Source organism: Kocuria rosea, assembly GCF_023715525.1.
Lineage (GTDB): Bacteria > Actinomycetota > Actinomycetes > Actinomycetales > Micrococcaceae > Kocuria > Kocuria rosea_A.
On the sequence record NZ_JAMBOG010000002.1, the window covers coordinates 163,753 to 187,474 of the forward strand.

Annotated in this window: 18 protein-coding genes and 1 tRNA gene; 5 read left to right on the top strand and 14 right to left on the bottom strand. The window is 74.6% G+C overall.

Annotated elements, in window-relative coordinates; genetic code table 11:
• Positions 1–30 precede the first annotated feature (30 nt).
• Both lysA and argS read right to left on the bottom strand, forming a co-directional pair.
• Positions 31–1,506 carry a diaminopimelate decarboxylase gene (gene lysA / locus M3185_RS02045; RefSeq protein ID WP_251332002.1) on the bottom strand — a complete coding sequence of 492 codons (1,476 nt, stop codon included), beginning with the start codon at positions 1,504–1,506 and terminating at the stop codon, positions 31–33.
• A gap of 4 nt (positions 1,507–1,510) precedes the next feature.
• A complete protein-coding gene (gene argS, locus M3185_RS02050) occupies positions 1,511–3,181 on the bottom strand; it encodes an arginine--tRNA ligase (RefSeq protein WP_251332003.1) in 1,671 nt (556 codons plus the stop codon).
• A gap of 106 nt (positions 3,182–3,287) precedes the next feature.
• Here argS and M3185_RS02055 point away from each other — a divergent pair.
• Both M3185_RS02055 and M3185_RS02060 read left to right on the top strand, forming a co-directional pair.
• A tRNA-Arg gene (locus M3185_RS02055) sits at positions 3,288–3,363 on the top strand.
• Between the two features lie 209 nt (positions 3,364–3,572).
• Positions 3,573–6,221: a PEP/pyruvate-binding domain-containing protein gene (locus M3185_RS02060; protein WP_251332004.1), complete on the top strand. Its 2,649-nt coding sequence runs from the start codon at positions 3,573–3,575 to the stop codon at positions 6,219–6,221.
• A 10-nt stretch (positions 6,222–6,231) separates the two neighbouring features.
• Here the strand turns inward: M3185_RS02060 and M3185_RS02065 are convergent, their stop codons facing one another.
• The 4 genes from M3185_RS02065 to M3185_RS02080 form a co-directional block, all read right to left on the bottom strand.
• Complete coding sequence (locus M3185_RS02065) at positions 6,232–6,603, bottom strand: hypothetical protein (protein WP_251332005.1); 372 nt, start codon at positions 6,601–6,603, stop codon at positions 6,232–6,234.
• A 121-nt stretch (positions 6,604–6,724) separates the two neighbouring features.
• Positions 6,725–7,567, bottom strand: coding sequence for an ABC transporter ATP-binding protein (locus M3185_RS02070; RefSeq protein ID WP_251332006.1), 843 nt, complete (start codon positions 7,565–7,567; stop codon positions 6,725–6,727).
• Between the two features lie 3 nt (positions 7,568–7,570).
• Complete coding sequence (locus M3185_RS02075) at positions 7,571–8,509, bottom strand: ABC transporter permease (protein ID WP_251332007.1); 939 nt, start codon at positions 8,507–8,509, stop codon at positions 7,571–7,573.
• Between the two features lie 145 nt (positions 8,510–8,654).
• Positions 8,655–9,662, bottom strand: coding sequence for an ABC transporter substrate-binding protein (locus tag M3185_RS02080; RefSeq protein WP_251332008.1), 1,008 nt, complete (start codon positions 9,660–9,662; stop codon positions 8,655–8,657).
• A gap of 194 nt (positions 9,663–9,856) precedes the next feature.
• Between M3185_RS02080 and hrpA the strand changes: the two genes are divergently transcribed.
• Entirely contained in the window at positions 9,857–13,924 is a 4,068-nt protein-coding gene (hrpA, locus tag M3185_RS02085; protein ID WP_251332009.1) for an ATP-dependent RNA helicase HrpA, read from the top strand.
• Positions 13,925–13,953: 29 nt separating this feature from the next.
• Here hrpA and M3185_RS02090 read toward each other — a convergent pair whose 3' ends face one another.
• The gene (locus M3185_RS02090) at positions 13,954–14,382 is read right to left on the bottom strand and encodes an HIT family protein (protein ID WP_251332010.1); all 429 of its coding nucleotides are present in this window, start codon (positions 14,380–14,382) and stop codon (positions 13,954–13,956) included.
• A 122-nt stretch (positions 14,383–14,504) separates the two neighbouring features.
• A complete protein-coding gene (locus M3185_RS02095; RefSeq protein ID WP_251332011.1) occupies positions 14,505–15,158 on the bottom strand; it encodes an MBL fold metallo-hydrolase in 654 nt (217 codons plus the stop codon).
• Between the two features lie 130 nt (positions 15,159–15,288).
• Here M3185_RS02095 and M3185_RS02100 point away from each other — a divergent pair, with 130 nt between their 5' ends.
• Both M3185_RS02100 and M3185_RS02105 read left to right on the top strand, forming a co-directional pair.
• On the top strand, positions 15,289–15,720 hold the full coding sequence (locus tag M3185_RS02100) for a Fur family transcriptional regulator (RefSeq protein WP_251332012.1): 432 nt from the start codon (positions 15,289–15,291) through the stop codon (positions 15,718–15,720).
• On the top strand, positions 15,713–16,684 hold the full coding sequence (locus tag M3185_RS02105; RefSeq protein WP_251332013.1) for a diacylglycerol kinase family protein: 972 nt from the start codon (positions 15,713–15,715) through the stop codon (positions 16,682–16,684). Before M3185_RS02100 ends, M3185_RS02105 begins: the two co-directional genes overlap by 8 nt.
• Before the next feature lie 24 nt (positions 16,685–16,708).
• Here M3185_RS02105 and M3185_RS02110 read toward each other — a convergent pair whose 3' ends face one another.
• The 6 genes from M3185_RS02110 to M3185_RS02135 all read right to left on the bottom strand — a co-directional run bounded on the left by M3185_RS02110 (position 16,709) and on the right by M3185_RS02135 (position 23,670).
• Positions 16,709–17,554, bottom strand: coding sequence for a metal ABC transporter permease (locus M3185_RS02110; protein ID WP_374238454.1), 846 nt, complete (start codon positions 17,552–17,554; stop codon positions 16,709–16,711).
• A gap of 20 nt (positions 17,555–17,574) precedes the next feature.
• The gene (locus M3185_RS02115; protein WP_251332014.1) at positions 17,575–18,420 is read right to left on the bottom strand and encodes a metal ABC transporter ATP-binding protein; all 846 of its coding nucleotides are present in this window, start codon (positions 18,418–18,420) and stop codon (positions 17,575–17,577) included.
• A complete protein-coding gene (locus tag M3185_RS02120; protein WP_251332015.1) occupies positions 18,417–19,442 on the bottom strand; it encodes a metal ABC transporter solute-binding protein, Zn/Mn family in 1,026 nt (341 codons plus the stop codon). The genes M3185_RS02115 and M3185_RS02120 overlap by 4 nt, the downstream gene beginning before the upstream one ends.
• 191 nt (positions 19,443–19,633) lie before the next feature.
• Positions 19,634–20,716, bottom strand: coding sequence for a hemolysin family protein (locus M3185_RS02125; RefSeq protein WP_251332016.1), 1,083 nt, complete (start codon positions 20,714–20,716; stop codon positions 19,634–19,636).
• On the bottom strand, positions 20,713–22,053 hold the full coding sequence (locus M3185_RS02130; RefSeq protein ID WP_251332017.1) for a hemolysin family protein: 1,341 nt from the start codon (positions 22,051–22,053) through the stop codon (positions 20,713–20,715). Before M3185_RS02130 ends, M3185_RS02125 begins: the two co-directional genes overlap by 4 nt.
• Before the next feature lie 159 nt (positions 22,054–22,212).
• Positions 22,213–23,670 (bottom strand): GMP reductase, encoded by a 1,458-nt coding sequence (locus M3185_RS02135; protein WP_251332018.1) that lies wholly within the window; start codon positions 23,668–23,670, stop codon positions 22,213–22,215.
• Positions 23,671–23,722 lie beyond the last annotated feature (52 nt).

Below are 23,722 nucleotides of genomic sequence, written 5' to 3' on the forward strand. Positions count from 1 at the left end.
TCGGGGGGTGTCGGGGGTGGGGTCGGTCACTCAGGCTCCCAGGTCGCGGGCCAGCAGGTCGTCTTCGGTCTCGCCCCGCACGATCAGTCGTGCCTCGGGCTGCGCGCCGGCGGCGCGCACCGCCACGACGGGCGGGCGGGGAACCCAGTTGTAGTTGCTGGCCAGGGACCAGCAGTAGGCGCCCGTGGCGGGCACCGCCAGGAGGTCCCCGGCGGTGAGGTCCCCGGGCAGGTAGACGTCGCGCACGACGATGTCGCCGGACTCGCAGTGCTTGCCGACCACCCGGGAGAGGACGGGGCCGCCCTCGGCGGGCCGGTCGGCGAGCACGGCGGTGTAGTCGGCGCCGTAGAGCACCGGGCGGGCGTTGTCGCTCATCCCGCCGTCGACGGAGACGTACCGGCGGCGGGCGCCGGAGTCGACGGTGACGGTCTTGACGGTGCCCACGGTGTAGAGGGTGCAGGCGCTGGGGCCCGAGATGGCGCGGCCGGGCTCGATGGACAGCTCCGGGACGGCCATGTCCAGCGCACGGGCGGCGGCGGCCACCTTCCCGGCGAGGGACTCGGCGATCTCGCGGGCCGGACGGGGGGTGTCGGCCTCGGTGTAGGCGATCCCGTAGCCGCCGCCGAGGTCGAGCTCCGGCATCGTGAGGCCGAAGCGCTCGTTGGCCCCGGCCATGAAGGCCAGCACCCGCTCGGCGGCCATGCCGAAGCCGTCCGCGTCGAAGATCTGGGAGCCGATGTGGCAGTGGACGCCCCGCAGGTCCAGGTCGGGGTCGACGACGCACGCCGTGACGGCCTGCATCGCGGGGCTGTCGCCGCCGTCCTCCGGGGCCGCCAGGGACAGGCCGAACTTCTGGTCCTCGTGGGCGGTCGCGATGAACTCGTGCGTGGACGCGTGCACGCCCGGGGTCACGCGCACCATCACGGGCGCGACGACGCCGAGGGCCCGCGCGAGCCGGGCGACGAGCTCGATCTCGGCGAGGGAGTCGACGACGATCCGCCCGACCCCGGCGTCGAGGGCGCGGGTGATCTCGGCGGCGGACTTGTTGTTGCCGTGCAGCCCGATCCGGTGCGGCTCCATCCCGGCGCGCAGGGCCACGGCCAGCTCCCCGCCCGAGGCGGTGTCCACGTTGAGCCCCTCCTCGCGGACCCACCGCACGACCTCGGTGGTGAGGAAGGACTTGCCGGCGTAGTAGACGGTGACGTCCGCCCCGATCCGGGCGAACGCGTCGGTGAACGCGTCGCGGAACTCCCGGGCGCGGGCCCGGAACACGTCCTCCGAGTACACGTAGGACGGGGTCCCGAAGCGCTCCGCGAGCTGGTCCGCGGGGATCCCGGAGACGGTCAGCCGGCCCTCGGCGTCGCGCCGGAACGCCTCGGGCCAGATCACGGGGTCGAGCGCGTCCAGGTCCTCGGGCACGCTCAGCCACGCGGGCGCGAGCGGGGACCCGCCGGTGCGGTCGGTGCGGTCGGTGCGGTCGGTGCGGTCGGTGCGGTCGACGGTCACGGGATCACATCCTCTCCGGGGCGGACACGCCGAGCACGCCCAGCCCGTTGCTCAGGACCTGCCGGGCGGCGTCGTTGAGCCACAGGCGGGTGCGGTGCAGGTCGGTGACCGCGTCGTCGCCCTGCGGGGCGACGCGGCAGGCGTCGTACCAGCGGTGGTACGTCCCGGCGATCACCTCCAGGTGGCGGGCCACCCGGTGGGGCTCCCGGAACTGCGCGGCCTGCGCGAGCACCGAGGGGTACTGCCCCAGGGCGGCCAGCAGCTCGCCCTCCATGGGGTGGTCGAGCAGGGCGGCGTCGAAGACGGGGGTCCCGTCGGCGTCCGCGCGGGAGACGCCCGCGGCCTCGGCGTTGCGGCCCACGGCGCACGTGCGGGCGTGGGCGTACTGCACGTAGAAGACCGGGTTCTCGTTGGAGCGGCGGGTCAGCAGGTCCAGGTCGATGTCGATGTTGGAGTCCACCGAGTAGCGGGTCAGGGCGTACCGGGCGGCGTCCACGCCGACGGCCTCCACGAGGTCCTCCATGGTCACGACGTTGCCGGCGCGCTTGGACATCCGCACGGGCACGCCGTCCTTGACGAGGTTGACCATCTGCCCGATGAGCACCTCGACCCGGTCCGGGGCGTCGCCCAGCGCGGCGGCGGCGGCCTTGAGCCGGGCCACGTAGCCGTGGTGGTCGGCCCCGAGCATGTAGATGCACAGGTCGGCGCCGCGGTCCCGCTTGTCCTTGAAGTAGGCGATGTCGCCCGCGATGTAGGCGGCCTCGCCGTCGGACTTGATCACCACGCGGTCCTTGTCGTCGCCGTAGGCGCTGGAGCGCAGCCACCACGCGCCGTCGGCGAAGTACAGCGCGTCGGAGCCCTTGAGCTGCTCGAGCAGCGCCTCGACCGCGCCGCTCTCGAACAGGGACTGCTCGTGGAAGTACACGTCGAAGTCCACGCCGAACTCGTGCAGGGACTGCTTGATCTCGGCGAACATCAGCTCGACGCCGGCGGCCCGGAAGGCCTCCTGCGGGTCCTCGGACGCGAGCGCGGCGGGGTGGGACGCGACGATCCGCTCGGCGATCTCGGTGATGTAGTCCCCGCCGTAGCCGTCCTCGGGGGCGGGCTCGCCCTTGGCGCGGGCGAGCAGGGACTGGGCGAAGCGGTCGATCTGCGCGCCGTGGTCGTTGAAGTAGTACTCGCGCACCACGTCGGCGCCCTGCGCCTCGAGGACGCGGGCGAGGGAGTCGCCCACCGCGGCCCAGCGGGTGCCGCCCAGGTGGACGGGGCCGGTGGGGTTGGCGGAGACGAACTCCAGGTTGATCGCCGTGCCGGCCAGCGAGTCGGCGGTGCCGAACGCGGCACCCTGCTCGACGATCGCCCGGGCCAGCCCGCCGGCGGCGGCGGCGTCCAGGGTGATGTTGAGGAACCCCGGGCCGGCCACGTCGACCGTGGCGACGCCGGGCGTGTCCTCCAGCCGGTCCTTGACGACGGCGGCGACGTCGCGGGGGGCGCGGCCGACCTTCTTCGCCAGCTGCATCGCGACGTTGGTGGCCCAGTCCCCGTGCTCCCGGTTCTTCGGCCGCTCGATCCGCACGTCCGGCAGCTGCGCGCCGTCGGCGAGGGCGAGGTCGCCGCGGGCCACGGCGTCCTGCAGGCATGCGGATACGGCGAGGGAGAGTTCTTCAGGAGTCACCCGAACAGTGTAACCGGGCGCCACGGAGGCCCCGTGTCGGCGGGGTCGACGACCACCCCCGGGAACCTGCTAGTATCGTTGAGGTCCATCGCTGAGGCGGTGAAAGGCCCGCGTAGCTCAGGGGATAGAGCGTCTGCCTCCGGAGCAGAAGGCCGTAGGTTCGAATCCTATCGCGGGCACCACGGACGAAGGAGGGCCCCGGATCAGCTGATCCGGGGCCCTCCTTCGTCTCTGCCCTCCTGGCTCGTCCTGCCCGTTGCGGTCCCTCCTCCGCGCGGCTCCCCCTCGTGCCGGGGCGTTGAGGTCCTTCCCGCCCCCGCCTATAGTTCGGCCCACACGGTCCGCCCCCGCACCCGGCCGGCCGGACGGACCGCTTCTCCCGGAGGCGAGAGTGGACGGTGAGCGCTCGGCGCAGCAGGCGCCCGTGGACGGCGAGCGGATCGTCGTGGACCTGGCCCTGGCGGCCGGCGCGCCCCTGGCGGAGGTCGGCGGGAAGGCCGCCGGCCTGGGCCGGCTGCTCGCCCACGGGCTGCCGGTGCCGCCCGGGTTCTGCATCACGACCGCCGCCTACCGCCGGGCGGCGCGCGCGGCCGGGCTCGCTCCCCTCCTGGACCGGCTCGGCACGGCCGGGGCCGACCGCGGCGCGCTCGCCCGCGAGGCGCGCGAGCGGATCGCCGCGGTGCCCGTTCCCGCCGGCGTCGCCGCCGCGGTGCGCGCCGCGTACGCGGCGATGGGCGACGGCGTGGCCGTCGCGGTCCGCTCGTCGGCCACCGCCGAGGACCTTCCGGGGGCCAGCTTCGCCGGGCAGCACGAGACCCGCCTCGACGTGGTCGGGCCCGACGCGGTGCTGGCGGCGGTCCGGGCGTGCTGGGCGTCCCTGTGGACCGACCGGGCGACGGCCTACCGGGACGGCCACGGCGTCGACCAGCGCTCCGTGGACCTCGCCGTCGTCGTCCAGCGGATGGTGGCCGCGGAGGTGTCCGGGGTGCTCTTCACGGCGAACCCGCTCACCGGCCGCCGCGGCGAGGCGGTGGTCGACGCCGCCTCCGGGCCCGGGGACGCGGTCGTGGGCGGTCGCGTCGCCCCGGACCGGTTCGTCGTGGACGTCGCCGGCGGCCGGGTCACGGAACGCTCCCACCCCGGGCCCGGCGCCCCCTGCCTGGACGACGAGCACGTCGCGGCGCTCGCGGCCCTGGGGGCGCGCGCCGAGCAGCTCCTCGGCGCACCGCAGGACCTGGAGTGGGTCCTGGCCGCGGACGGCGCCCTGCGCCTCGTGCAGTCCCGGCCCGTCACCACCCTCTACCCCCTGCCGCCCGCCCCCGGGGACGGCCTGCACGCCTACCTGTGCGCCAGCCTGCTCCAGGGGCTGACCCGGCCCATGACGCCCATGGGCCTCGCCGCCTGCCTGGCCCTCGCGGGCGACCCCGGGCCCGGGGAGCGCGGCACCCCCGTGGGCCTGCGCTACACCACGGCGGGGCTGCGGCTGTTCGGGGACGTGACCCCCCTGCTGCGCAGCCGGGCCGGCCGGCGCCTCCTCCCCCGCCTGGCGCGGGTCGCGGACGCCCGCTCGGAGCCCGTGCTGCGCCACCTCGCCCGGGACCCCCGCTTCACGGCCGCCCGTGGCGGGCGGGCGGGAGCCGCGGCGGTGGGCGCGGCGGCCCTGCGGGCGCTGGGCCCCTACCGCCGCGCCCTTCCGCAGGTGCTCGCCGCCCTGGTGCGCCCCGAGCCCGCCCGCCGGCGCGGCGAGCGGGCCGAGCAGAGGCTCCTGCGCTCGGCGACCGCCGCAGGGCCGGCCACGCCCGGTGAGCGCCTCGAGCTGGTGGAGCGGGTGCTGCGCCGGGAGCTCCTGCCCGGGCTGTTCGCGACGCTGCCCGCACCGGCCGCCGGCTACCTCTGGCTGGGGCTCGTCCGGGTGCTGCTGCGCGGGCGGGCCGCCCCGGGGTTGCTGGCCGCGGTGCTGCGCGGGCTGCCGCACAACGTCACCACCGGGATGGACCTGGAGCTGTGGCGCACCGCCGCCGCGGTGGGCGCGGACCCGGCGTCCGCGCACGCCCTGCTCGCCGGGGACCCCAGGACCCTCGCCGAACGGTACGCCGAAGGCGCCCTGCCGCCGGCCGCGCAGGAGGCCCTGCGGGGGTTCCTCCGCCGCTACGGGCACCGGGCCGTGGCCGAGATCGACCTCGGGGTGCCGCGGTGGTCCGAGGACCCCGCCCACGTCCTCGCGGTCGTCGCCAACTGCCTGCGGCTCGAGGACGCCGAGCAGGCGCCCGAGCGCCGGTTCGCGCGGGCGGCCGCCGAGGCCGAGCGCGCCGTCGCAGCGCTCGTGCGCGCCGCCGGGGGTCCCCGCACGCCGCGGGGCCGCCTGGTGGCCCTCGGGCTGCGCCGGGTGCGGGCCACGGCGGGGCTGCGCGAGCAGCCGAAGCACGGGCTGGTGCTGGTCTTCGCGCAGCTGCGCCGCGAGCTGCTGCTCGTGGGCGGGCGGCTCGCGGCGGCGGGCCGGGTGGAAGCCGCCGAGGACGTGTTCTTCCTCGACCTGGCGCAGGTGCGGGCGGGCCTGGGCGGCGCCGCGCTGCAGGAGGTCGTCGCCGCGCGCCGCGACGAGTACGCCCGGGAGCTGCGCCGCCGCCACGTGCCCCGGGTCCTGCTCTCCGACGGGACCGACGTGGAGGCGGCACTGGCCGCCCGTGGCGGCGCCGCGCAGGACGGGGACGGGCTCCTGCGGGGCGCGCCCGCCTCCGCCGGCACGGTCGTGGGACGGGCGCGGGTGGTCCGGGAGCCCGTGGGCGCCCGGCTGGAGCCGGGCGAGGTGCTGGTGGCGCCGTCCACGGACCCGGGCTGGACCCCCCTGTTCCTGACGGCCGGCGGGCTGGTGGTGGAGATGGGCGGGGCGATCTCCCACGGGGCCGTGGTCGCCCGGGAGTACGGCCTGCCGGCGGTGGTGGGGGTGCCCGCCGCGACCGCCCGGATCCGCACCGGGGACGTCGTGGAGGTCGACGGCTCCGCCGGGACCGTCCGGGTGCTGCCGGGCGACGGCGGGTGAGCGGGCCGGCTCAGTCCTGGTCGTCGGCGCGGCCCGGCCGGCGCCGGAAGCGCTCCGGGTCGAAGGGGCGCAGCGGGCCGTCGCCGAACTCCTCGTCGTCGAGCAGGTCCTCGGGGTGCAGGGCCTCCCCCGCCGAGCGGCGCCGGTTGAACCCGACGACGGCGAGCGCCCCGCCCCCCAGCAGGGTCGCGGCGCCGACGACGACGAGCACCACGCCGCGCGCGCTCAGCCCCGCCCCGTCCGGCCCGGAGGCGTGGGCGAGGTGGATGATCGCCTCGGGGACCGCGAACGTGGAGACGAACAGGGCCACGATCCCGGCGCCCAGCATCCAGCCCCCCGTGCGTCGGCGGCGGGCGCGGCGTGCTTCGAGGGGGTCGCTCACGTGCTGCTCTCCTGGTGCTCGGCGGGGTGGTGCGGGACGCCGGACGCGCGGCGGGCGGACCGGGACCGGTCCGCCCCGCCGCCTGCCCTGCCGCGTGTGCCCCCGCTGGCCGGGCCGGCGGTCAGCGGCCGTCCTCGGCGCCGCCCGTGTCGGTCTTGACGGTCTCGAACAGCGTAGCGTCGTCGAACGCCTCCTGGCCCGACCCCGGCTGGAGCCGGCGGAACTGCTCCAGCAGGCCGGGCACGGTCATCGACCTCTTCTGCTCGGCGTCGAGCTCGAAGAGGATCCGCCCCTCGTGCATCATGATGAGCCGGTTGCCCAGGCGCAGCGCCTGCTCCATGTTGTGCGTGACCATGACCGTGGTCAGGCGCTGCTCGGCGACGATCTCGGCCGTGAGGCGGGAGACGAGGTCCGCCCGCTGCGGGTCGAGCGCGGCGGTGTGCTCGTCGAGCAGCAGGATGCGCGGCTCGGAGAACGTGGCCATGAGCAGGGACAGCGCCTGGCGCTGGCCGCCCGAGAGCAGCCCCACCTTCGCGCCGAGCCGGTTCTCGAGGCCCAGCTCGAGGCTCGCGAGCTTCTCCCGGAACAGCTCCCGGCGGCCGCCGCTCAGCCCGGGGGCCAGCCCCCGGGACTTCCCGCGCTGCAGGGCGATCGCCATGTTCTGTTCGACCGTCATGGTCGGCGACGAGCCCTTCATGGGGTCCTGGAACACGCGGGAGAGGTACCGGGCGCGCTTGTGCTCGGGCAGCCGCGTGACGTCGTGGTCGTCGACCCGCACCGTGCCGGTGTCGGGGATGAGGGTCCCCGAGATGGTGTTGAGGATCGTCGACTTGCCGGCGCCGTTGGAGCCGATGACGGTGAGGAAGTCGCCCTCGCCGAGGGTCAGGGACACCCCCGCCAGGGCGCGGCGCTCGTTGACGGTCCCGGCGAAGAACGTCTTGTGCACGTTGTCGATGGTGAGCACGGCTCAGGCACCTGCCTTCTCGGTCGCGGGGGTGTCGGTGAGCTCGTCGACGAGACGGGCGGCCTCGCTGGCCTGGTGCTTCTCCCGGCGGCGCCGGAAGAACTGCAGCTGCGGGACGACCAGCGCGAGGATCACCAGCACCGCGGAGATCAGCTTCATGTCGGAGGGGTTCAGCCCCGCCTGCAGGGCCACGGTGATGACCAGGCGGTAGACGATCGAGCCGAGGATCACGGCCAGCGTCGAGATGACCACCGTGCGGGAGCCGAACAAGCCCTGCCCGAGGATGACCGAGGCCAGCCCGACGACGATGAGCCCGATGCCCATGCCGATGTCGGCGAAGCCCTGGTACTGGGCCACGAGGGACCCGGCCAGGCCCACGAGCCCGTTGGACAGGCACAGGCCCAGCATCTTCTGGTGGTCGGTGTTCACCCCGAAGGAGCGGATCATGTCCGGGTTGTCGCCGGTGGCCTGCATGGCTAGACCGGCGTCGGTGTAGAGGAACCAGTCGAGGAGGACCTTCACCACGGCCGCCCCGAGCAGGAACAGGCCGATGCCGAGCCAGGTGCCCTGCACCCCCGCCTCGGCGAGCGGGGTGAAGATGGTGTCCTCGCGCAGCAGGGACAGGTTGGCCTTCCCGTCCATGACGCGCAGGTTGATCGAGTACAGCGCGGTCATCGTGAGGATGCCGGCGAGCAGGCCGTTGATGTGGGCCTTCGTGTGCAGCAGGCCCGTGATCAGCCCGGCGAGCGCGCCGGTCACGAAGCCGGCGGCGGTGGCCAGCCACGGGCTGCCGCCGCCGAGGATGATCATCGCCGTGGTGGCGGCGCCCGTGGTGAAGGACTGGTCGACGGTGAGGTCGGGGAAGTCGAGCACCCGGAACGTGAGGTAGACGCCGAGGGCCATGACCGCGTAGAGCAGTCCGAGTTCGATTCCGGCTATCACTTCTGGTGGATCCGTTCTGGTCGGTGGGCCGGGGTGCCGCCGCGCCGATCGGGCGGGCGGACCACGGTGGTGCGGGAGGCGGGCGGGCCGCCGTGGTGCGGGAGGCGGCCGGTGCCCGGGGGTCGCCCGGGCACCGGCCACCGGGCTACTCGATGACCCGGTCGGCGGAGTCGCGCAGCTCCTGGGGCACCTCGACGCCCATGCGCTCGGCGGCCTGCAGGTTGACGACCAGCTGCGTGTCCTCCTGGGACTCCACGGCCATGGTCGCGGGGTCCGCCCCCTCCTGGAGGATGCGCAGGGCCATCTCGCCGGTCTGGCGGCCGAGCTGCTCGTAGTCGAGGCCCCGGGTGATGAGCGCGCCGCGCTCCACGGAGTCGCCCTCGCCGGCGACGAGCGGGATCTGCTTCGTCTCCGCGGCGGAGATCACGGCCTCGAGGCCGGCGACGACCTTGTTGTCGGTCGGGACGTAGATCGCGTCGGTGTCGAAGGACTCGGCGGCCTGGGCGACCTCGGAGGTGCCGGTCACGGCCTTCTCGACGACCTCGAGGCCCTCGGCCTCGGCGGCCTCCTTGGCGAGCTCGACCTGCACCTGCGAGTTGGTCTCGCCGGAGCTGTAGATGATGCCGACGGACTTCGCCTCGGGGTCGAGCTGCTTGATCAGCGCGATCTGCTCGGCGACCGGGTTCATGTCGGTGGTGCCCGTGAGGTTGCCGCCCGGGCTCTCCAGGGAGTCGACCAGGCCGGCGTCCACGGGGTCGGTGACGGCGGTGAACAGCACGGGCGTGTCCGTGACGGCCTGCGCCACGCCCTGCGCGGACGGGGTCGCGATGGCGAGGACCAGGTCGGCGCCGGAGGTTGCGAGGTTCGAGGCGATGCTCGTCGAGGTGCCCTGGTCGCCCGAGGCGTTCTGGTAGTCGAGCGTCAGGTTCTCCCCCTCGGTGTAGCCGCCCTCCTCGAGCGCGGCGAGGAAGCCCTCGCGCGCGGCGTCGAGCGAGGGGTGCTCGACGAACTGGCTGATCCCGACGGTGGCCTCCTCGACCGCCGCCGCGGACTCCCCCGAGCCCGCGGAGCCGGAGGTGTCGGACCCGCCGCACCCGGTGAGGAGCAGGGCGGAGGACGCGAGCGCCGCCGTCAACGGGAACAGTCGCTTCATGGTGGTTCCTTTCTCGAAGGGGTGGTGCCAGGAATATTACCTGCCGATCGGTCGACAAATGAGACACAGCTCACATCCGCGGACGGATCGGCCCCGGCGGGGTGCTTGCATCCTCCTCCGTCCAGGCGCGGGGGCCCGGAAGCGGGGCCGTGTCCGCCCGCGCTCCTCCCGGCCCCCGGTAGGATCGGGGGGACATGTCAGTATCGCTGAGCAGCCCCCGCGCCATCGTCTACCCCGAGAACCTCCCGGTCTCCGCGCGCCGGGAGGACATCATGCGCGCGATCGCCGACCACCAGGTCGTCGTGATCGCCGGTGAGACGGGGTCGGGCAAGACCACCCAGCTCCCCAAGATGTGCCTCGAGCTCGGCCTCGGGGAGCGGGGGCTGATCGGGCACACCCAGCCGCGCCGGATCGCGGCCCGCTCGGTGGCCGAGCGGATCTCCTCCGAGCTCGGCGAGAAGATCGGCGGCACGGTCGGCTACCAGGTCCGCTTCACGTCCGAGGTCGGGGCGGACTCCCGGATCAAGCTGATGACCGACGGCATCCTGCTCGCGGAGATCCAGCACGACCGGCTGCTGCGCCGGTACTCGACGATCATCATCGACGAGGCCCACGAGCGGTCCCTGAACATCGACTTCCTGCTGGGCTACCTCCGGCGGATCCTGCCGCAGCGCCCGGACCTGAAGCTGATCATCACCTCCGCCACGATCGACCCCGAGCGCTTCGCCCGCCACTTCGCGGGCCCCGGCGGCGACGGGGACGACGAGCCGCAGCCGGCGCCGGTCATCGAGGTCTCCGGCCGCACCTACCCCGTGGAGATCCGCTGGCGGCCCCTGTCGGAGCCGCGCCCGGGGGACGGCGGCCCCGACGACGAGGACGCCGGTGACGGGCTCGAGGACGAGGACCGCGACCCGATCGACGCCGTGTGCGACGCGGTGGAGGAGCTCTCCGCGGAGGCACCGGGCGACATCCTCATCTTCTTCGCGGGCGAGCGGGAGATCCGCGACGCCCAGGAGGCCCTGCAGGGCACCCTCAAGCGGGTCCGGGGCCTGGCCGACGCCGAGATCCTGCCCCTGTTCGGCCGGCTGTCCATGGCCGAGCAGCACCGGGTGTTCGCGCCGTCGGGCCGGCGGCGGATCGTGCTCGCCACCAACGTGGCCGAGACGTCCCTCACCGTGCCCGGCATCAAGTACGTCATCGACCCCGGCACGGCCCGGATCTCCCGCTACTCCTCCCGCACCAAGGTCCAGCGCCTGCCCATCGAGCGGATCTCCCAGGCCTCGGCGAACCAGCGCTCGGGCCGGTGCGGGCGCGTGTCGGACGGCATCTGCATCCGGCTCTACTCGGAGGAGGACTACCTCTCCCGCCCGGAGTTCACCGACCCCGAGATCCTGCGCACCAACCTCGCGGCCGTGATCCTGCAGATGACCTCGGTCGGGGTCGTCCGCGAGCCCGGCGACATCGAGCGGTTCCCCTTCGTCGAGCCCCCCGAGTCGCGGGCCGTCAAGGACGGCGTCGCCCTGCTCCGGGAGCTGGGCGCCCTCGAGGACCCCGGGGGGGCCGGTCCGCGCCCCGGGCGGGGCGACGACCCCGGGCGCAGCCCCCTCACCCCGGTCGGCCGGCAGCTCGCCCAGCTGCCCGTGGACCCGCGGCTGGGCCGGATGATCGTGGAGGCGGACAAGCGCGGCTGCGCCCGCGAGGTCATGGTCCTCGCGGCGGCGCTGACCGTCCAGGACCCCCGGGAGCGCCCGCTGGAGAAGCGCCAGCAGGCCGACGAGGCGCACAAGCGGTTCGTGGACGAGAACTCCGACTTCACCAGCTACCTGCTGCTGTGGCAGTACGTGCAGGAGCAGCAGGAGGAGCTGTCCTCCACCCGGTTCCGGAAGCTGTGCCAGCGCGAGTACCTGAACTTCCTGCGGATCCGCGAGTGGCAGGACCTCTACGCGCAGCTGCGCCAGATGGGCCAGCAGGTCGGCATCCGGGTGGGCAAGGGCCGGGAGGTGGACCCGGCCGGCAAGGAGCGGGAGATCCACGTCTCGCTGCTCGCCGGGCTGCTCAGCCACATCGGGCTCAAGGACGAGCGCAAGCGCGAGTACCAGGGGGCGCGGGGCTCCCGCTTCGCGATCTTCCCCGGCTCCAACCTGTTCAAGAAGTCCCCGGACTGGGTGATGTCCGCCGAGCTCGTGGAGACGTCCCGGCTGTGGGCGCGGGTCAACGCGGCCGTCGACCCGCTGTGGGCCGAGGAGCTCGCCCCGCATCTGGTCAAGCGCAGCGTCTCGGAGCCCCACTGGTCCCGTGCGCAGGGCTCCGTGATGGCCTACGAGAAGGTCACGCTCTACGGCGTGCCCGTCGTGGCGCGGCGGCGGATCAACTTCTGGCGCGTGGACCCCGCGCTGGCCCGGGAGCTGTTCATCCGCCACGCCCTCGTGGAGGGCGACTGGCAGACCCGCCACCACTTCTTCGCGCGCAACCGCAAGCGCCTGGCCGAGGTCGAGGAGCTCGAGAACCGGCTGCGCCGCAAGGACCTGCGGATCGACGACGAGACCCTCTTCGCGTTCTACGACGAGCGGATCCCGGCCTCCGTGGTCTCCGCCCGCCACTTCGACGCCTGGTGGAAGAAGGCCCGGCACCAGGACGAGCACCTGCTCGACCTCGACCCGGAGTCCCTCATCGCCGAGGACGCCCGCGACTACGACGAGTCGCTCTACCCCCGGCAGTGGGTCCGGCGCACCCGCGGCGGGGAGCTCGTGCTGGACCTCGACTACGAGTTCGCCCCGGGCGCCGACCACGCCGACGGCGTGACCGTGCGCGTGCCGGTGCTGTTCCTCAACCAGCTCGACCCCGAGCAGTTCAAGTGGCAGATCCCCGGCTTCCGCACCGAGCTCGTGACGGCGCTGATCCGCTCCCTGCCCAAGGCGGTGCGCCGCCACTTCGTGCCCGCCCCGGACGTCGCCCGCCAGGCGGTCGGGATGCTGCAGGCCGACTTCGACCCGGCCGTCGACGCGCTCGAGCCGTCCCTGGAGCTCGTGCTGCGCCGGCTCAGGGGCCACGTGGTCCCGCCGGGGTCCTGGGACTGGGACGCGGTGCCCGCGCACCTGCGGATGCGCTTCCAGGTGCGCGACCGGCGCAACCGGGTGCTCGGGGAGGGCGAGGACCTCGAGCTGCTCAAGGCGGAGCTGCACGAGGAGATCCGCACGGCCCTCGCGGAGTCCCTCGGCGCGGTCCCCGGCGCCGGGACGCCCGGCGCCCCCGCCCCGGAGCCCGGGCGCGGTGGCCGCGGCCGCCGGCCGGTCCCCGCCCCGGAGGCCCCGGCCCGGCCGGCGCTCGAGCGCTCGGGCCTGACCGGGTGGCCGGACGAGGACCTCCCGCGGACCGTCGAGACCACGGTGGCGGGCCAGCTGATCACCGGCTACCCGGCGCTCGTCCCGGAGGCCCCCGCGCGGCCGGTCGGCCAGCAGGCCGGCAAGCAGCAGGGCCGGCGGGGGGCGGCGCCGTCGCCCACGGTGGCCGTGCGGATCCTGTCCTCGGCCGGGGAGCAGCGCGCCGCCCAGCGCCGCGGGGTGATCGCCCTGCTCCAGCTGCGCCTGCCCTCCCCGGAGCGGTACGTGCTCGAGCACCTGAACAACACGGAGAAGCTCGTCTTCACGCAGAACCCGCACGGGTCCGTGTCGGAGCTGATCGCGGACTGCACGGTGGCCGCGATCGACAAGCTCGTGCCCGCGGAGCCGCCCTACACCCGGGCGGAGTTCGACCGGCTCTTCGACCACGTGCGGGCCGAGCTGATCGACACCGTGTTCCAGGTGACGGCGCTCGTGGAGCAGGTGCTCTCCGGGGCGGCGAGGATCCGCAAGCGGCTCAAGCAGGCGTCCTCGCTCGCGGCCGTGAACTCCCTCAACGACGTCAAGGCGCAGCTGGAGCACCTCGTGCACCCCGGCTTCGTGGCCGCGACCGGCTGGGAGCAGCTCCAGCACCTGCCCCGCTACGTGCGGGCCATGGAGATCCGGCTGGAGAAGCTGGCCGGGCACCTGCAGCGCGACACGGTGGGCATGCTGACGGTCCAGAAGCTCGAGGACGACTACGACGCCGCCCTCGACGCGCTGCCGCCCTCCGTGCCCGTCCCGGACGAGCTGCGCCGGGTGGGCTGGATGCTCGAGGAGCTGCGGGTCTCGCTGTTCGCCCAGGAGCTGGGCACGGCCCACACCGTCTCCGAGAAGCGGATCCGCAAGGCGCTCAAGGACGCCCTGGAGGCCGCCCGGGCCTGACGGGCCGGCCCCCGGGGGCCCCGGCGGGCTCAGCCCTGCGGGACGTGGGCCCCGTGCCCGGCGTCGGTGAGGGCCGCCCGGATCCGCTCGGCGGCCTCGTCCATCCAGGCCGGGTCCGGGTCCCGCAGGGCGTTGGCGAACTGGAACTGCTCGATCGAGTCGGCCGGCCACACGTGCACGTGGGTGTGCGGGACCTCGAAGCCCTGGATCATCTGGCCCACGCGCGCCGGGCGCCACACGGCGTCGACGGCCTTCCCGATCCGCTGGGCGACCAGCATGAGGTGGGCGGCGAGGTCCTCCGGCAGGTCGATCCAGTGGTCGTACTCCTCGCGCGGGACCACGAGGGTGTGGCCCTGGGCGAGGGGGTCGATGGACAGGAACGCCACGGCGCGCTCGTCCCGCCACACGAAGCGGCCCGGGATCTCCCCCGCGATGATTCTCGTGAAGACGGTGCTCATGGATGCTCCCTCTCTGGTGCCCGGTCTGTCTGGTGCTCGGGCGTCCGGTGCTCGGTCTGTCTGGTGGTCGGGCGGTCTGGTCCACCGGGCTCCTGCTGCGGGCGGGGCTGGCTCCGCGGGCGTCAGAGGGCCACGGCCTCCCGGGGGCGCAGGTGCCGGAACTCGGCCCCGTACTTCGCGGCGAACGCGGTGATCTGCTTCTCCAGGACGCCGTAGCCGTGCTCCGAGAGCAGGGCGTCGTGGATCTGGAAGACGCGCTGCGGGCGCACGGCGACGACGAAGTCGATCACCTCGGCCATCTTGTTCCACGGGGCGTGGATCGGCGCGAGCAGCACGGGGGCGGAGAGCCCGTGCGGGACCACCAGCGAGTCGCCCGGGTGGTAGACGGTCTCGTTGACCAGGTAGCCGATGTTGTCCACGGTGCGGATCAGCGAGTGGATCAGGGCGTGCTGGCCCCCGAAGGTGCGCACGGAAAACCCCTCGAGCTCGATCGCGCTCTCGGCCTCGGCGTCGTGGATCGCGAAGCCCTCCCCCAGCTCCTCCCGCAGCCCGGCCGCCACGGAGGCCGGGGCGTAGACCACGGTCCCCGGGTGCGCGCGCAGGTGGGCGTGCACCCGCTCGGGGTCGAGGTGGTCCGGGTGGACGTGGGTGACGAGCAGGTAGTCGGCGCCCTCCAGCGCCTCCCCCACCTCCGAGAACGTGCCCGGGTCGAGGACGAGGACCCGGCCCTCGTTCTCCAGCCGCACGCACGAGTGGGTGTACTTGGTCAGCTCCATGGGGCTCAGCCTAGCCCGCGGCCCGGCCGGCCCCGCCTGCCGGGGCCGGCCGGGCCGGGGACGTGTCGGGCGCCGCCTTGTTAAGCTGGGAGCCCGTGCACCGGCGCGGGGCCCGAGGAGAGGACGAGGCGTGAGCGTGAGAACTTCCGGGCGCGGCCCGGGCGAGGTCCGCAACACCCGGCAGCGCCGCGCCGTGGCCGACGCCCTGGCGGGCCGGGAGGACTTCATCTCGACGCAGGAGCTGCACGCCCTGCTCCGGGACCGCGGCGAGTCCGTGTCCCTGGCGACCACCTACCGGATCCTGCAGTCGATGTGCGAGCTCGGGGAGCTCGACGTCCTGCGCAGCGACGACGGCGAGGCGATCTACCGGCGCTGCGCCGCCGAGCACCACCACCACCACCTCGTGTGCCGCCGCTGCGGGGCGACCGTGGAGCTGGAGGCCCCCGCTGTCGAGGAGTGGGCCGGGCGCACCGCCGCCGCCCACGGCTTCACCCAGGTGGACCACACCGTCGAGATCACGGGCCTGTGCTCCGCGTGCGGCGTGCGGGCCGCCGGTGACTGACGGGCCCCGCACCCAGCCGCCCGCCGGGACGTTCTTCCTGGCCGTGAACCCCCGCGCCGGGCGCGGCGAGGCCGTGGCGCAGGCGCACCGGGCGGCGGAGGTGCTGCGCACCGGCGGGGACGACGCCGTGGTGCTCTGCGCCCCGGACCTCGCCGCGCTCCTCGCGCTGGTGCGCGAGAGCCTGCGCGCCTCCGGCCGGTCGGCCCGGGCCCTCGTGGCCGTGGGCGGGGACGGACTGGTCCAGGCCGCCCTCGGCGTGCTCCTGGAGCTCGCCGAGCAGGGCGTCGCGGTGCCCCTGGGCGTCGTGCCCTGCGGGACCGGCAACGACCTCGCCCGCCACCTGGGCGTCCCGGCCCGGGACCCGGAGGCGGCGGCCGGGCGGATCCTGCGCCGGCTCGACGAGGCGGCCCCCCGCCGGCTGGACGTGGGGCGGGCCCGCTTCTCGGACGGGCGCACCGTCCACTTCGCCACGGCCCTGTGCGCCGGCTTCGACGCCGCCGTCAACGAGCGCGCGAACCGGTGGCGCCGGCTCGGCGGGCACGGGCCGGGCAAGTACCTCGTCGCCGTGCTCGTGGAGCTGGTGCGGCTGCGCACCCTGCACTACCGGCTGGAGGTCGTGGACGCCGCGGGACGGGCCCGCGCGGAGGAGCGCGACGGGATGCTCCTCAACGTGGCGAACACGTCCTCGATCGGCGGGGGGCTGCGGATCGTGCCCGCCGCCCGAGCCGACGACGGGCTGCTGGAGCTGTTCACCGTGGCCCCGCTCGGGCGCGCCCGCCTCCTGCGGCTGTTCCCGACGCTGTTCACCGGCCGGCACGTGGGCCTCGAGCCCGTGCGCACCGAGCGCGTGCGCTCGGTGCGGGTGGACGCCGCGGGCGTGACGGCCTACGCGGACGGGGAGCGGCTGGGCCCGCTGCCCGTGCGGGTCGACGTCGTGCCGGCCGCGGTGCGCGTCCTCGCCTGAGCGTCCCCGGGGCTCGCTCCCGGCTCAGCGGCGGGTGCGCACGGCCGCCGCCGCCCGCGAGCCGATCCAGAACAGGAACGAGATCGTCGTGACGTAGGGGCTGATGGGCAGGGACCCGCCCAGGGCCAGCAGGATCCCGCCCACCATGGCCAGCTCCGCGAAGACCACGGAGAGCACCACGATCCGCACCGGGGAGGCGGTGAGGTTCATGGCGGCGGCCGCGGGGGTGATGAGCAGGGCCAGCACCAGCAGGGCGCCCACGACCTGCACGGACAGGGCCACCGCGACGCCCAGCAGGACCATGAAGGCGATCGACAGCCCGCGCACGGGCAGGCCCTTCGCCCGGGCGACGGCCGGGTCCGCGCTCGCGAAGGTCAGCGGCCGCCACATCGCCACGAGCCCCACGAGCACGACGGCGGAGAGCACGGCCATGCTGGTCAGCTGGACGGTGTCCACGGAGACGATCTGGCCGGTGAGCAGCGAGAACTTGTTCGCCGAGCGCCCCTGGTACAGGGACAGGAACAGGATGCCCAGGCCCAGGCCGAAGGGCATCAGCACGCCCACCACCGAGTTGGCCTCGCGGGCGCGCAGGCCCATCACGCCCATGATGAGGGCGGCCAGGACGGAGCCCACGAGGGAGCCGGTCACGACGTCCGCACCGACGAGCAGGGCCGCGGCGGCCCCGGCGAAGGACAGCTCGGCGATCCCGTGCACGGAGAACGCGAGGTCGCGCATCATCACGAACGTGCCGACCACCCCGCCCACGAGCCCGAGCAGGGCACCCGCCCACAGGGAGCTGCTGAGCAGGACGAGCAGCTCGCCGTAGTCCTCGAAGACGAAGACCGAGGAGACGAGGTGCCCCCAGTCCACGGCGGCGGGCAGCAGCGCGCTCACAGGGCCACCTCCTCGTCCTCGTCCGTGTGGTGGGAGCTGTCGGGGTGGCCGACGACGACGACGCGCCCGCCGGTGCGCACCACGTCGATGCGGGTGCCGTAGAGCTCGGAGAGGACGTCGCTGCGCAGCACCTCGTCCGGGGTGCCGATCCGGAACCGCCCGCCGGCGAGGTACAGGATCCGGTCGACGTGGTCGATGATCGGGTTGATCTCGTGGGTGACGAACACGACGGCCGCGCCGGTGCGGCGCCGCTGCTCGTCCACGAGCCCGCTGACGGCGTGCTGGTGGTGCAGGTCCAGGGACAGCAGGGCCTCGTCGCACAGCAGCAGCCGGGGGTCGGCCGCGATCGACTGGGCGACCCGCAGCCGCTGCTGCTCGCCGCCGGAGAGCGCGCCCACCGGGGCGTCGGCGTAGGAGCCCGCGCCGACGAGCTCCAGCAGCTCGTCGACGCGCCGGCGGTGCGCGCGGGTGCGCAGCCGCACGCCCCAGCGGTGCCCGTCGACGCCCAGGCCCACGAGGTCCCGGGCGCGCAGCGGGGTGGCCGCGGCGAAGGACCGCTGCTGGGGCACGTAGCCGATCCGCCCGGAGCCGCGGCGGGGCGGCTCCCCCAGGATCTCGGCGGTCCCCGCGCTCAGCGGGAGCAGGCCCAGCAGGACCTTGAGGAAGCTCGTCTTGCCGGTGCCGTTGCCGCCGAGGACGGCGAAGTACTCCCCGGCGTGGATGTCCAGGTCGAGCCCGTCCCACAGCACGCGGTCGCCGAACGCCAGGGCGGCCCCGCGCAGGGAGACGACCGGCGCGGCGTCGGCCCGTCCCGGGGCGGACGGGCGGGGCGCGGCGCTCACGCGGCGGCCGACGCGGTGCTCGTCGCGGTGCTCGTCGCGCGCAGGGCCGCGAGGGCGTCGTGCACCTCGGTGACGTTGCGGTCCATCCACTCCAGATAGCTGCTGCCCTCGGGCAGGGTCTCGGTGAACTCCACCACGGCGGCTCCGGCGGCCCGGGCGTCGTCGCGCAGCTGCTCGGTCTGGCCCGAGGCCGTCTGGGCGTTGAACGCGAGCAGCTGCACGTGGCCGCTCTCGAGCTCCTCGCGCACGTCCCGCAGCACCAGCGGGGGCACGTCCGTGCCGTTCTCGACCGCGGCGGTGAACTCGACGGGGGTGTCGTCGTGCAGACCGGCGTCCTCGAGCAGGTACGCGGCCACCGGCTCGGTCGCCACGAAGGCCGCGTTGTCGGCCGGTGCCGCGGCCAGGCGCTCCTTCAGGGCCGCGAGCTCCCCGGCGAACGCCTCGGCGTTGGCGCGGTACGCGTCGGCGGAGCCCGGGTCCAGCTCGGCCAGGCGGTCGGCGACCGCGCCGGCCACGCCGCCCATCGCGTCGAGGTCGTACCAGACGTGCTCGTTGGTCCCCGTGTGCTCGTGGCCCTCGTGCTCGTGGCCCTCGTGGGGGGCCTCCGCCGGCTCCGCGGGGGCGGTCTCCAGCCCGGCGGCCTCGACGGCGTGGAGCACCGGGGCCTCGCCCCCGGCCGCCAGGTCCTCCATGAAGGGGTCGTAGCCGCCGCCGTTGAGCACGACGAGGTCCGCGTCCCGGACGGCGAGCCGGTCCTGGGCGGTGGCCTCGTAGGAGTGGGGGTCCTGGGCCGTCGAGTCGATGACGGGGTCGGCGACGACGGCGTCCCCGCCCACCTCCCGGACCACGTCCGCGTAGACCGTGGTGGTGGTCACGACGGTGAGGGCCTCCCCGGTCCCGGCGTCCGCGCCGGTCGGGGCGTCCCCGGCCGAGCACGCGGTCAGGCCGAGCAGGGCGGCGCCGGCGAGCGCGGCGGCCCGGCCGGGACGGTGCCGGCGCGCGGCGGGAGCAGGTACGGGCATGGTGGATCCGTTTCTACGCGGCCGCGCCCGGTCCGGGCCGTCCGCAGGACGTGGGGAACCCCGTTCCCCGTTGAGAATGATTTTCATTTGCGTCGTTCATGGTACCAACCGGCCCCTCCCCCGACAACGCGGCGGCCCGCCGCGGAGGAGGTCCGTGGCGGGCCGGGCGGGGCGCGGGCGCGGGCGCGGGCTCAGCGCGGCGGCTCCGAGGTGTCGACCCGGTCCCCGCGGCGCTGGCGGCGGTCCTGGGTGGTGTCGCGGATCTCGCCGACCAGCTCCTCGATGACGTCCTCGAGGAAGAGCACCCCGAGGGTGCGCCCCCCGGTGTCGACCACGCGCGCCAGGTGCGAGCCGGTGCGCTGCATGGCCGCGAGCGCGTCGTCGATCTCGATGTCCGGGCGCAGGTTGGCCAGGGAGCGCACGCGGGTCACCGGGACGGGCTCGGTGTAGCGGCCCTCGGGGATCGAGAGCACGTCCTTGATGTGCAGGTAGCCGTTGAGCTCGCCGTCGTCCTCGGTGAGGGCGAAGCGGGAGAACCCGGTGCGGGCCACGGCCTTCTCGACCTCCGCCGGGGACACGTCCTCGGGCAGGGTCACCAGCTCGGACAGCGGGACCATGACGTCGGCGGTGCGCTTGGAGGAGAACTCCAGGGCCCCGGAGAGCAGGCCCGTCTCGTCGGCGACGGTGCCCTCCTTGGTCGACTCCGCCACGATGGACTGCAGCTCGTCGAGGGTGAAGGTGGAGGAGACCTCGTCCTTCGGCTCGATGCCCATGAGCTTCAGGACGTGGTTGGCGGACCAGTTCAGGGTCGCGATGACCGGCTTGACGGCGCGGGAGACGAGCACCAGCGGGGGCGCCAGCAGCAGCACGGCGCGGTCCGCGCCGGAGACGGACATGTTCTTGGGGACCATCTCGCCGAAGACCACGTGCAGGAAGGTCACGACGACGAGGGCCGTGAGGAAGCCGCTGACGTCGGCGACCTCGGCCGGCACGCCCAGGTGCTCGAGCGGGCCGGAGACGACGTGGTGCAGCGCCGGCTCGGAGATGTTGAGGATCAGCAGCGAGCACACGGTGATGCCCAGCTGGCAGCAGGCCAGCATGAGGGAGACGTGCTCCATGGCGTAGAGCGCCGTGCGCGCCCGCTTGTCGCCGGCCTCGGCGAGCGGCTCGATCTGGCTGCGCCGCGCGGACATCACGGCGAACTCGCCGCCGACGAAGAACGCGTTGCCGGCCAGCAGCACCACGAGCCAGGCCAGTCCTGCCCAGTCGCTCATCGCGCCTCCTCCTCGGTCGCGGGGGCGCCGTCGCCCGGGGACGGCGAGGGCACGAACCGGATCCGGTCGACCCGTCGCCCGTCCATGCGCTGGACCTCGAGGACCCCGCCCTTGACGGGGACGGCGTCCCCGGGCCGGGGCACCTGGCCGAGCCGGTCCATCATGAACCCGCCCATGGTCTCGTAGGCGGGCCCGTCCTCGATGTCGAGCTCGGTGATCTGCTCGGAGACCTCGTCGGGGCGCAGCAGGCCGGGGAAGTACCACTCCCCGGTGGCGGACTGCAGGGCGCCGGGGCTGAGCCGGTCGTGCTCGTCGGCGACCTCCCCGACGACCTCCTCGACGAGGTCCTCGAGCGTGACGACACCGGCGGTGCCGCCCCACTCGTCGACGACGACGGCCATCTGCAGCCCGCCCGAGCGCAGCTGCACGAGCAGGGAGTCCAGGTGGACGGTCTCGGGCACGCGCAGGACGTCCTCCATGATCGCCCCGCACTCCAGGGCCGCGCGGCGCTCCGCCGGCACGGCCACGGCCTTCTTGACGTGGACCACGCCGCGCACGTCGTCGGGCGAGTCCTCCATCACCGGGAAGCGGGAGTGGCCCGTGCGGGAGGCGACGGCGACGACCTCCGCCACGGGGTCGTGGGAGTCGAGCATCTGCACGCGGATCCGCGGGGTCATCACGTCCGCGGCGGTGCGCTCGGCGAAGGTGAGGGTCTTGGCCACGAAGGTCGCGGTGCCCGCGTCGAGCGTGCCCATCTTCGCCGAGCGGCGCACCATCGAGGACAGCTCCTCGGGCGAGCGGGCGCCGGAGAGCTCCTCCTTGGCCTCCATCCCGAAGACGTGCAGCACCCGGTTGGCGACGCCGTTGAGGCCCAGCACGAACGGCTTGAACACCGCCGTGAACACGAGCTGGGGGCGGGCGACCACGCGGCCCACCCGGTAGGCCTCCGAGATGGCCCAGTTCTTCGGCACGAGCTCGCCCAGCAGCATCGACAGCAGCGTGGACAGGAGCATGGAGATGGCCAGCGTGGCCGCCCCGGCCGCCGCCTCGGAGAGGCCGGTGAGCTCCACGATGGGCCCGCTCAGGAAGGACTGGAGGGCGAGGTCCAGGGTGTAGCCGGTCAGCAGGGTGGTGAGGGTGATGCCCAGCTGGCAGCTCGAGAGCTGGGTGGACAGGGACTTCAGGCACCGCAGTAGCGGTTCGGCCCCGCGGTCGCCCTGGGCGATCGCCCGGCGCACCGTCGCCTGGTCGAGGGCCACGAGGGAGAACTCCACGGCCACGAAGAAGCCGGTGCCGAGGATCAGGAGCAGGCCGGCGGCCAGCAGCAGCCAGTCCATCAGGCGGTGCCTCCCCGGTGGGGGTCGCGGCCCGGGAGGGGGTCGGCGGAGGGGGTCTGGGGGGAGCCGGCACGGGGGCCGCGGCGGGGAGCCCCGCGGCCGGGCCGGCAACTACTGTACGAGTCCATGAGGGCTCCAGGATACCGGAGCCCGGGCGGATCAGGACCAGCTGACGGGCCGGGCGCGGCCCTCCTCGTAGCCGGACGTGGACTGGACCCCGATCACCGCGCGGGCCGCGAACTGCTCGAGGGTCGTGGCCCCCGCGTAGGTCATGGAGCTGCGCACGCCCGCGGTGATGTGGTCGACGAGGTCCTCGACCCCGGGGCGCTCGGGGTCCAGGTACATCTTGGAGCTGGAGATGCCCTCCTCGAACAACCCCTTGCGCGCCCGGGCGAAGGCGCCCTCCGCGCGGGTGCGCTCGCGCACGGCGCGGGTCGAGGCCATCCCGAAGCTCTCCTTGTAGGCCCGCCCGTCGGCGTCGACGTTGAGCTCGCCGGGACCCTCGTGGGTGCCGGCGAACCAGGAGCCGATCATCACCTGGCTCGCGCCGGCCGCGAGGGCGAGGGCGACGTCGCGCGGGTGCTTCACGCCGCCGTCGGCCCAGACGTGGCGCCCGAGCGCGGCGGCGGCCTCCGCGCACTCGAGCACAGCGGAGAACTGGGGCCGGCCCACGGCCGTCATCATCCGGGTGGTGCACATCGCCCCGGGGCCCACGCCGACCTTGACGATGTCCGCGCCGGCGTCGACGAGGTCCTGCACGCCGTCGGCGGTGACCACGTTGCCCGCCGCGACGGGCACGTCCGGGGCCGCGGCGCGGACCGCCTCGAGGGCCTCCAGCATCTTGCGCTGGTGGCCGTGGGCGGTGTCGACGACCAGCACGTCCACCCCCGCCTCCACGAGGGCATGCGCCTTGCCGCGGACGTCCCCGTTGATGCCCACCGCGGCCCCGACGCGCAGCCGGCCCTGCGCGTCCAGGGCGGGGGTGTAGATGGTCGAGCGGACCGTGCCCTTGCGGGTGAGCACGCCCACCACCTCGTCGCCGTCGAGCACGGGCGCGACGTGGGCGCGGGTCAGGGCCAGGCGGTCGTAGGCGGCCTCCAGCACGTCCTCGCCCGCACCGGCCCGGACCTCGGCGGCGGAGAAGACCGGGGCGTCGGTGCGCATGATGGAGCCGAGCTGGGTGAAGCGGTCCACCTCGGCGCAGTCCGCGGCGAGCACCACCCCCCGGTAGGACCGGCCCGGGCCGCACACGACGACGGCGCCGTGCGGGCGCTTGTGCATGATCCCCAGCGCGTCGTGCACCGTGTCCTCGGCCGCGAGCACCACGGGGGTCTCGAAGCGGGGCGAGCGGTCCTTGACCCAGCGGGTCACCTCGGCGATGACGTCGAGCGGGATGTCCTGCGGCAGGATGCCCAGGCCACCGCGCCGGGCGAGGGTCTCCACCATGCGCCGGCCGGTGACGGCGGTCATGTTGGCGGCCACGAGGGGGATGGTGGCACCGGTCCCGTCGCGCGGGGCCAGGTCGACGTCGAAGCGGGAGGTGACCCGGGAGCTCGACGGGACGAGGAAGACGTCGTTGTAGGTGAGGTCCGCGGTGGGGGTGTTGAGGAAGCGCACCGCTCCAGTGTAGTCGCGGTGCCGCGACACGACGCCGCGGGGCCCGGCCGCC